Here is a 10,717-nt window from a genome sequence, read left to right as displayed (position 1 = left end):
TCTGCTATAGCTTGATACATTATACCAATCAACGCTGCAAATAAAAAAGGTAAGAACAAAGGAAAAAGAGACTGAGAGAAACTATTTGTATAACTACACAAACAAGTAAAAAAAATTGCTTGTACTACAATCATTGACCAATAGATTAGGAAAAAAGCGAAATATTTTGATAATTTACTGAATAAAATTGATAATAACGATCCATTGGTTACTTTTGCCCATTTTATTAATTTAAAAGTCTTAACTAATCATAAAAAAATCGAATTATAAATATCTGGTTATTAGTACAAAAATGATGTAAAAATTTATATGGCAATATAAAGATAAAAACTTTTTTATATTCAATATTGTTGAATAACCAAACCACATAAAAAGTACATAATTTAGAATAATGGGCTCGTAATGAGTCCAATTCTTTAATTAAATGCAAGCATATCCATTTTACATTAAGCCCCAAATAGCCTCTGTAATAAACCAATAATCAGTTATAATAAAATTATTATATAGATGATTACATTATACAACTTACATTTATCATAATTTATGATTAAACTAAAAATAAGAACCAGTACGAATTTATGCATCTTAATGGTTCTTTGTTAGACTAATGAATTTACTTATTACGTTGAAAAATAAAAAAGAAAACCACCATGACTAATAAAGACAATTTAGCCAACCACACCCCAATGATGCAGCAGTATTTAAAACTTAAAGCTGAAAACCCTGATATTTTATTGTTTTATCGTATGGGTGATTTTTATGAGATGTTTTATGATGATGCCAAGCGTGCCTCGCAACTTTTAGATATTTCGCTCACAAAGCGTGGTTCGTCAAATGGTGAACCGATTCCTATGGCGGGAGTGCCTTATCATGCGGTTGAAAGTTATTTAGCAAAATTAATCGCACTAGGGGAATCTGTTGCTATTTGTGAACAGATTGGCGATCCAGCTACTAGTAAAGGACCAGTAGAACGAAAAATTGTCCGTATTGTAACTCCTGGTACAGTAAGTGATGAGCTATTATTAGAAGATCGCAAAGACAATTTACTGGCATCAATTTGGCAATATAAAAATTATTACGGCTATGCCACGCTCGATATCAGTTCAGGACGATTTTATATTTTTGAATGTGACAATTTCGAGGAAATGCAAGCCGAATTACAACGTACAAGTCCTGTCGAATTACTATATCCAGAAGATTTTCAATCCATGCCATTAATTGAAAATAACTCTGGATTGCGCCGTCGCCCACAATGGGACTTTGATCTTGAAACATCAAAACAACAGCTTAATCTACAATTTGGTACTAATGATTTAATTGGATTTGGTGTGGAAGAGTGTAATTATGCACTTTGTGCAGCTGGCTGTTTGTTACAATATGTAAAAGATACTCAACGCACAGCTCTACCTCATATACGTTCAATTATCAAACAGTCGGTTTATGATTTTGTCGTGTTAGATGCCGCAACACGTCGTAATCTAGAAATCACCGAAAACCTATCTGGTGGAACTCAAAATACTGTAGCTGAAATACTTGATAAAACTCAAACACCAATGGGTAGCCGTATGCTTAAACGTTGGTTGCATTCACCAATTCGTAATTTGACTATATTACAAAATCGACAACAAGCTATTGGCGAATTACAAAATTATATTGATGAAGTTAATCCATTATTAAAACAAATTGGTGATTTGGAACGTATTTTGGCAAGACTTGCATTACATACAGCTCGACCTCGTGATTTTGCTCGTTTACGTGATGCTTATAATTTATTACCACAATTACAAACACTATTAAGTGGTCTTACTTCACCTGCGTTAATTAGCTTGCGTAAAAAAATAAATCAATTTGACCATATAGCCGAAATATTAAATCAGGCTATTGTCGAAACACCGCCGGTAATTATTCGTGATGGTGGGGTTATTGCTACTGGATATAATGCAGAACTAGACGAACTACGAAGTTTAGCAGATGGTGCAACCAATTATTTAGAACAGTTAGAAATCCGAGAACGTGAAACACTTGGCATTGATACATTAAAAGTTGGATTTAATGCTGTACATGGCTACTATATCCAAATCAGCCGTGGGCAAAGTCATTTGGCACCAATTCATTATACTCGTCGTCAAACACTGAAAAATGTTGAGCGATATATCATCCCCGAACTTAAAGAGTACGAAGATAAAGTGCTAACTTCTAAAGGACGAGCATTAGCACTCGAAAAGCAACTTTACGAACAGCTATTTGATCTCTTAATGCCAGATCTAGCCACTATGCAAATCAGTGCTGAGGCCATTGCCGAACTTGATGTGCTTACCAACTTGGCGGAACGAGCACTAACCCTTAACTATCAAAAGCCAACACTATCAACCGACTCAGGAATAGAAATTAAAGATGGCCGACATGTGGTGATTGAGCAAGTTTTACAAACACCATTTATTGCAAACTCACTCTCATTATTACCAAGCAGACGTATGTTAATTATTACGGGCCCAAACATGGGCGGTAAAAGTACGTATATGCGTCAAACTGCTTTAATTGTATTACTGTCTTATATTGGTAGTTTTGTCCCTGCATCAAAAGCAGTCATTGGACCTGTTGATCGCATTTTTACACGTATTGGCGCTTCTGATGATTTGGCATCTGGTCGCTCCACTTTTATGGTCGAAATGACCGAAACGGCTAACATTATGCACAATGCAACTCAACAAAGTTTAGTATTAATGGATGAAATTGGTCGAGGAACTTCAACATATGATGGGCTTTCATTAGCTTGGGCTTGTGCCGAAAATTTAGCGAATGAAATCAAATCAATGACGCTTTTTGCCACTCATTACTTTGAATTAACCCAATTACCCGAACATATGCAAGGTGTTTATAATATCCACTTTGATGCCATTGAACACGATAATACCGTTGCTTTTATCCACGAAGTATCTGAAGGCGCAGCGAGTAAAAGTTTTGGTATTGCTGTTGCTGGACTTGCCGGTGTGCCTAAGGCAGTACTAAAACGGGCTAAACAAAAATTGAAAGAGCTCGAGATTATTTCAAAACAAACGGCTAACAGTGGCGTTGCTCAATCTCAACTTTCTTTTATCAACGAACCTGAACCTTCGGAAGTTGAAGAAGCGTTAAAACAGATTGATCCTGATGCTTTAACACCAAAACAAGCATTAGAAATTTTATATCAATTAAAAAAGTTGGTGTAATTTAAATAACCTCTAATTGTTTTATTGTGATATTATTCTGAAAAAAACCGCTAGATGTGATTTCTAACGGTTGGTTTTAATTATGAATAGCATCTAGAATTTAAAAAATTAAGCCCAATTTTTCTTCTTAGATGTTTTACCTATGCCCGGATTAAGACTGTTTGTAGGATCAAGCTCTTGATAGAATTTTTTCAAATCCTCATTGGCATGATACAAATGCCCCACATTGTGCTCAGCTGGATATTGCGCACCACGCTGATCAAGCAATGCTAAAATCTCCTCCTTAACTTTATCACAATCTACCCCTTTTTTAGCTATATAATCTTGATGAAATACATAACAGAAAAAATGCCCATAATACATTTTATAAATAAAGTTTTGATCAATGTTTTCTGGCAGCGTTTCAAACCAATCGGTATCATTACGTCGTAGTGCGATATCTAATGCAACAATGTTTTCCACTGTTTTGCTATGTACATTACGATAAGCCGTTGCAGCACCCGCAGCGGCAAAACGGTGTAACATTGCGGCTTCGGCTTCTTTTTCGTTACATAAAAAATAATTACCATTTTTATTTTGAAAATAGTCTTTTAAAAAAGCCTCGGCTTCTGCAATCCCATCATCTGCCATTTTTAAAATAAGGTGATGTTCATAACGATCACGATAATCACGCATTGATTTTGGTAAATGATTTGGCAAAAATTTGCAAGCAAAGATAGAAAACCGATCCGAAAAATTCTTTGGAAAAAATGGAATTTTAGCGGTAACACGATCAACAAAGTTCTTAAACACAAACATGCGTGGCATCATATCTGTACCTAGCTTTTTAATGGCCAAAAAGGTCGGTTTTCCATAAACCGCGGCAATATCAAACGCCACACGGTGTATATACTCGCCCGACACTGGCAACGTTTTAAATTGGCCTAAAATATGGCGACGAATACCATTTAATTCATTGATATCATTTGTACCTATATAAAATACGGCTGATTTTTTTTCTAAAGGGAAAGTATCAAGTCGCACAGCAAAAACCATCAAACGCCCAGCACTACCTGATGCTTCATAATGACGAGCAGGATCAGCATTAAATCTAGCAGGCGTATCGGCATCTACTTCACGAACATGCTCACAATAATGGTGATCATGACCTAAACCAGCATCACGTTTAATATCCTTATCAGTATAAGTATGATTTTGAAGATTCTGTAAAATTGTTTCTGGTTCATCACCCAATTCTATACCTAAATGATTAACTAAACGCAATTGCCCTTGCGCATCTAATTGAGCAAACACCGCCATTTGAGTATAAGCAGGCCCACGCTGAATCAGTGCTCCACCCGAATTATTACATACCCCACCCATCACAGAAGCACCAATGCAAGATGAACCTATAACCGAATGCGGACCTCGATGATATTTTTTTAATTCCTTTTCTAGACGAAAAAGTGTACTACCTGGTAAGCAGACAACTTGTTCACCATTTTCTATCACTTTGATACCATCCAAGCGACGAGTGCTAACAATAACAACAGGACGATCATAATCATTACCATCAGGCGTTGATCCACCAGTTAATCCAGTATTTGCGGATTGTGTGATGACAATCACATCCGCTTCAACACATGCCTTTAACACCTGCCACTGTTCAACTAATGTCCCTGGCAAAACAACTGCCAATGCATCACCTTCGCCAAAGCGAATACCTTGACGATACGGTAATGTTCGTGCTGGATTGGTTAAAGTATATTTATGTCCAACAATACCTTGTAGCTGCTCAATGAGCTTAGCTGTTTGATTACTTTTCATATCGGTATTTCCTATGGTTATTGAAAATTGAGATGGGTTAATAGAGGCGATTAAATAATCACCATCTTAACCAAAAACAAAACAATAAGCTATCGGTATTTTTATTGCAGATGAACAAAACACACTTAAACGACCTTTTACAACAAAAAGGTCAATAAAGGTAATTTATTTATAATGTTTAACCCTGCGTTTTTTGGGAATTTTTTGACAAAAGTTGTTGGCGTTCATTTTGATTAAAAAAAGTCCACGCTACAAACCTACTCACTTTTTGCCCTTGCGCCATGGGAATAATACGGCTTTCAACAACAGCAGCTTGTTTTAATTTTTTGTTAATTATTGACAAGGTCTCTTTTTTTGAAACTAATGAAGTAAACCACAGGCATTGAGTTTTATATTGAGTACTTTCATTAATCATATTACTAATAAAAGCACTTTCACCACCTTGACACCAAAGCTCGGCATTTTGTCCACCAAAATTAAGCACAGTTTTTTGAGTGGAATTTGTTAGCTTACCTAACTTCTTCAATTTGGTTTGCGTACTTGCCAATGCATCTTCTGCTGAAGCATGAAAAGGCGGATTGCACAGGGTTAAAGCATAAAATTCATTGGGCTTAATAATATGCTTAAAAATCGATCCACTGTCTTTTTGTAATCGACACTGCAAAGTGTTTTTTAATAACCTATTGGCTTGTGTAATTAGCAAAGCAACTTTGATCGCAACTGGATTAATATCACTCCCTACAAATGACCAACCATATTCGGCACAACCAATAATAGGGTAAATCACATTAGCCCCAACGCCAATATCTAAAACCCAAATTTGTTTACCTGTTGGAATGCTATTTTGGTTGTCTTGAGCTAATAAATCAGCCAAATAGTGAATATAATCAGCTCGACCAGGAATGGGCGGACATAAATAACCATCTGGAATATCCCAATAATTTATTTGATAATCATTCAATAACAAGGCTTTATTTAACTGTTTGACAGCCATAGGATCGGCAAAATCGATCGATAAATTGCCATAGCAATTCTGATTTACATACCGAGACAGCTCAGGCAGTATTTTAATGAGCTTTGTAAAATCATAGCCATTCTGGTGTTTGTTTCTGCAATGTAATTGAAGCTTTTTTAATGGCGTTTGCACGGTTGTCCTATTTTATCCAAAATCAAATAACCGCTATTATAACGACTTAACAGCAATATGCGAAAACCGAACAAATCAATTAATCAAAATGACTACGGTGTAGCGTTGTTTTTTACTCTAAAAACGTTTAGGTAGGCTATTGATTTTATTGAAGTTTTTATTTTATTTTTTAAATAAAATCAAACAATTATAGACTAATTTTTTATTACGTTGAATTTGGCTTTTTAATAAAAGCGCTTTTGTTATTTGATAATAGCTATTTAATAATAATTTGTTAATAACAGCCAGTTGATAGCAAAAGCGCAAGCTTGAAAATTGTATCAGTCGGAGCATTGTTTTTACTTTCAGTCATTAAAGCGCTAGGTTCACAAGCTTTGCCTGCTTAGCGCCCTAAGTATTAAAAAATAAATACTAAGGTGTGGTGCAAATAGCATTGAAGGGGAGGTACTCACCACTGCTGTAGACTCGGCCATCGAGCGAAACATGAAACGGGGTGGTGCTACCTGCCTTGTCACTCGTCCAGCATACAGCGTAGGGGCTGTTGAAGTCCTTACCACCAAAGTAACTGTGCGGTTCGCCCCACTCTGCGAAAAATCCACCGCCAATTCGACGCTGGTAATAATTACCTGATGAGCTAGAGTCGTCTATGCCATTTGAACAGAACGGCCAATTAATACCACACTTCGCATTACTTAAATCCCTTACCCTCGACATGCGATACCCCAAACCATTACACCATGCTAACTGGTCACTATGATGTGGATATCCATTTAGATTATCTCGATAGACGAACCACTGCCTCAACTCAAATCCATATTTTACTACCTCTACACCATCTCTATCTCTACCCACTAACTCAAACGTCTGTGGTAACCTTGGCTTAGCTATTTGACTAGGTTTAGGATTATTCCTTTGAGTTCTTGCCTCTGGACCTGTTAACTTAACACGGGCTACAACTCCCCTATCTTCATAAGGAATCCACCAATCCTCAGCTACAACATTTGTCACTGTTGCAGTAATTCCCCCCAAAGTAACGGGTTCCCATGTCAATTTTTCTGGTTCTATTCCTGTTATGAGCAAATCAAAATATAAACCATCCAGACCAGTGGTCGGGAAATTTTGATTATATGATTCAGGATGAATTGATTCGAAATCAATTGATTGTACTAAAAAGCCCTTATCAGGATTCCATATGTCAGCTGGGCCTGCAAATTTTCCCTTACCATTATATAGATTTGGCCTTACATAATTGATAACTGGCGACGGTATTATTATTGCATCACTACGATTACCTGTTCGATATTTTTTGCTATTCGCCTGTAAATTCCATGAAGATAACAATAATAACAGTCCCAACACCAATAAGCTTTTTGGGGACAATTTCGATAAAACATAGAGAGATAATTTGGAAGATATAAATAAGCTTCGTGTAAAAACTCGTCGAATAGGATTATTTGATAAATTTAATACATAGGTTTGCCAGGTCTGGTGTCTGGTGTCTGGTGTCTAAAATGATAATGCATTATGGTTTACCTGTCAAGTAATTATTTGTTTTATTTTATTTTTTATAATTATTCGCTTATTTAATGAGCTTATTTTCCTGTAGCGGTTAAAGTATAGCCATTTAAAAAATAGTTGGCTAGTTTTTTGGCGGATTTTTTTGTAAAGAAATGTAAATAAATTTAAATAAACATAAAGATAGAAATGATTCAGTTATAAAATAGGTGAATTTTCTAATTAAAATATGGTGTTAGTTTTAGGAGCTTTTAGTTTTTGTGGAATGATTAATATTGGTGATAACATCTAAAACGCAAACACCGCCAACAACCTTGTTTGGTGTTCTAGCTTTACTTCGTTATCGGTATATTTTGGCGCTCTGATAGGGCAAATTTATTAACATTGTGGTGCTATAAGTGTGTTTCTTGCTCTAAAATTGTTCAGGTAGACTATTGATTTTATTAAAATTTTAATTTCCAATTAAATCAGATGGTTATAGCTAACTGTGGTGTTGTTTGTGGTGGTTTTTATATTATTAAATTCCCGTTACAATATTATTGCTCAATCCTTATTAAAAATCTTAAAATTCGATAAAACTAAAACACTTTGTTATAATTTGAGCTCTTTAAAAATGAAAATACAAAAATTAATGAAAGCCCTCTGTTCCTTTATTGTTTTAACACTAATACCTTTTGATCTTTTAGCTGCTGATTTTAGCGGTGATGATTTATCAATTTGTTGGGGGATTCCGTTTGTAGGGATTTTATTTTCTATTGCATTAATGCCGCTATTTCTGTCGCGACTTTGGCATTATCATTATGGCAAAATTATTACTTTTTGGACAATGCTGTTTGTACTGTTTGCCTTATATTCTTTTGGTCTACAAACCACCATCAATCTTACTGCTCATGCAATTATAGCTGAATATATTCCTTTCATTTTGTTATTGCTTGCACTATTTACCGTTTCAGGAGGGATTTTAATTAAGAGCGATGTGCTTAGCACACCCAAACTAAACGTTGGTTTGCTTGCAATAGGTACACTGTTAGCCTCACTCATGGGCACTACTGGCGCAGCTATGTTAATGATTCGACCTGTAATTAGAGCTAATCGTCAGCGAAATTATGCCGTACATACCATTGTCTTTTTTATCTTTTTAGTGGCGAACATTGGTGGTGGATTAACACCACTCGGCGATCCACCTTTATTTATTGGCTTTTTAAAAGGTGTTAATTTTGGATGGACAATTCAACATATGTTGTTGCCAGTTTTGTTTAGTTCAATTTTGTTATTAGCAATTTATTATAAGATTGATTGCTACTACTTTCGTACCCAATATGGTGATTCGTTTACATTAACTTCTGCTAAAAAAGCTAGCGCTATTAAGGTTTATGGTGTAAGCAATATCTTTTTATTGGCAATCATTATTGCCTGCGTGTTAATGTCTGGTATTTGGCATTCATCGGTTAATTTTACGGTTTTAGGAACACATATTGCTTTACAAAATTTAATTCGTGATACTATTTTTATCATGATTACCCTATTTTCTATGTTAATTACCCCTAAACAAGTACGTGCCGGTAACGAATTTAATTGGGAGCCTATCATTGAAGTTGCTAAGCTGTTTATCGGGATTTTTATTACTATCGTCCCTGTACTTGCTATTTTACGAGCAGGTAGCCATGGTGCATTAGCCCCAATAGTATCACTAGTAACAAATGAACAAGGACAACCGATCAATAGCATGTATTTTTGGCTATCAGGTCTACTTTCAGGATTCTTAGATAATGCCCCCACTTATTTGGTCTTCTTTAATCTAGCTTCGGGCGATGCCACTATTTTAATGAATATATTAGAAAAAACCTTACTCGCTATTTCAATGGGTTCAGTTTTTATGGGAGCTCTTAGCTATATAGGTAATGCACCTAACCTTATGGTCAAAAGCATTGCAATTCAAAATAAAATTAACATGCCAAGCTTTTTTAGTTACATGAAATGGTCTGTATGTATTTTAATCCCAGTGTTTATCATTGATAATTTGGTGTTTTTTCTACTCTTTTAATTTAGGCTACTAACAAACTAAAATAACTGTGTAATATAGCGCAATTTTTTTGGAGTTGTTTAGATTACTGTAAACTTTACAAGTACTTCCTAAAGTTAAAAAAATTTACTTAAAGGCAACATATCAATTATCAAACTGATGTTATTGAATACTATTTAACAAATAATCGATTACATAAAAACCATTTGCTTGAATTTCATTCTATTTGTCGTTAGAATTGTAAAATAAACATTAAAAGGAATTCATTTACATAAAAATACAAATAATATTAAATGAAAGGATAAAGTGATGAAAGAATGCATAATGAATATTCTAGTTAATACTTTTCTAGCTAAATTTATTCAAAATAAGCAAGGCATAACGGTAGTTGAATATGCGGTTATTATAGCTGGAATCTCTGTAATTGTATTTACAATATTTAGAGGACAATCAGGTCCAATGCATGATATGTTTTATACTGTATTTTCATCAATACATAGCAAATTAGTTATTATAGTAAATCAGTAATTGAGGTTTGATCAAACTAAACGTCATGCTCTGCTAACTTATTTTTATGAAATAAATCTTTAAAATAAGAAAAGTGGTTGTTGACTGAATATAGATAGTCAATATGCATTTTAGTATCAATAATTATTATCGGTACTTTTTGATATTTTTGGTCTTTAAAAATGTCGACACCACCTATAAGTTACACAAAAAATATTATAAATTGTAAGAAAATATCAACTCCAAGGTTAGATTAAACTTGTGGCATTATATCATCAGTGCACTCACGATATGAGCAAGTAGACTCAGCAACTTGATCATGTTTATCATAGCAAAACTTAATCCCCCCAAGTATCAATATCAATACTATCGAGTTTTATGCTCTATTTAACAATTTTATTAAGCTCCGTTAATATCTCTTTTTATAAATGAATAGGGCGTGTTGATCTTTCGTGATTATTTTTTAGACGGCATGATGTGAGTTATAATAATTCTGTCAAAAACAACCAT

General features: G+C 34.6%; 6 protein-coding genes. 3 read left to right on the top strand and 3 right to left on the bottom strand.

Annotated elements, in window-relative coordinates; genetic code table 11:
* The first annotated feature begins 650 nt into the window (after positions 1-650).
* Positions 651-3,209, top strand: a complete 2,559-nt coding sequence (gene mutS, locus ACGH80_RS11220; RefSeq protein WP_411631172.1) for a DNA mismatch repair protein MutS — start codon at positions 651-653, stop codon at positions 3,207-3,209.
* A 108-nt stretch (positions 3,210-3,317) separates the two neighbouring features.
* On the opposite strand, the gene dld is transcribed toward mutS, so the two are convergent.
* The 3 genes from dld to ACGH80_RS11205 all read right to left on the bottom strand — a co-directional run bounded on the left by dld (position 3,318) and on the right by ACGH80_RS11205 (position 7,503).
* Complete coding sequence (dld, locus tag ACGH80_RS11215; RefSeq protein ID WP_411631170.1) at positions 3,318-5,015, bottom strand: D-lactate dehydrogenase; 1,698 nt, start codon at positions 5,013-5,015, stop codon at positions 3,318-3,320.
* A 178-nt stretch (positions 5,016-5,193) separates the two neighbouring features.
* A complete protein-coding gene (gene rlmF, locus ACGH80_RS11210) occupies positions 5,194-6,162 on the bottom strand; it encodes a 23S rRNA (adenine(1618)-N(6))-methyltransferase RlmF (RefSeq protein WP_411631169.1) in 969 nt (322 codons plus the stop codon).
* A 411-nt stretch (positions 6,163-6,573) separates the two neighbouring features.
* Positions 6,574-7,503, bottom strand: a complete 930-nt coding sequence (locus ACGH80_RS11205; protein WP_085163832.1) for a hypothetical protein — start codon at positions 7,501-7,503, stop codon at positions 6,574-6,576.
* Between the two features lie 787 nt (positions 7,504-8,290).
* Between ACGH80_RS11205 and ACGH80_RS11200 the strand changes: the two genes are divergently transcribed.
* Both ACGH80_RS11200 and ACGH80_RS11195 read left to right on the top strand, forming a co-directional pair.
* Positions 8,291-9,721, top strand: a complete 1,431-nt coding sequence (locus ACGH80_RS11200) for a sodium:proton antiporter (protein WP_202983988.1) — start codon at positions 8,291-8,293, stop codon at positions 9,719-9,721.
* A gap of 288 nt (positions 9,722-10,009) precedes the next feature.
* A complete protein-coding gene (locus tag ACGH80_RS11195; RefSeq protein WP_065589327.1) occupies positions 10,010-10,228 on the top strand; it encodes a Flp family type IVb pilin in 219 nt (72 codons plus the stop codon).
* The last annotated feature ends 489 nt before the right edge of the window (positions 10,229-10,717 follow it).

It is taken from the genome of Gilliamella sp. BG1, from assembly GCF_046635625.1.
GTDB lineage: Bacteria > Pseudomonadota > Gammaproteobacteria > Enterobacterales > Orbaceae > Gilliamella > Gilliamella bombi.
Note: the sequence above shows the minus strand (reverse complement) of the source record. Positions and strands in the feature narration are given on the sequence as shown.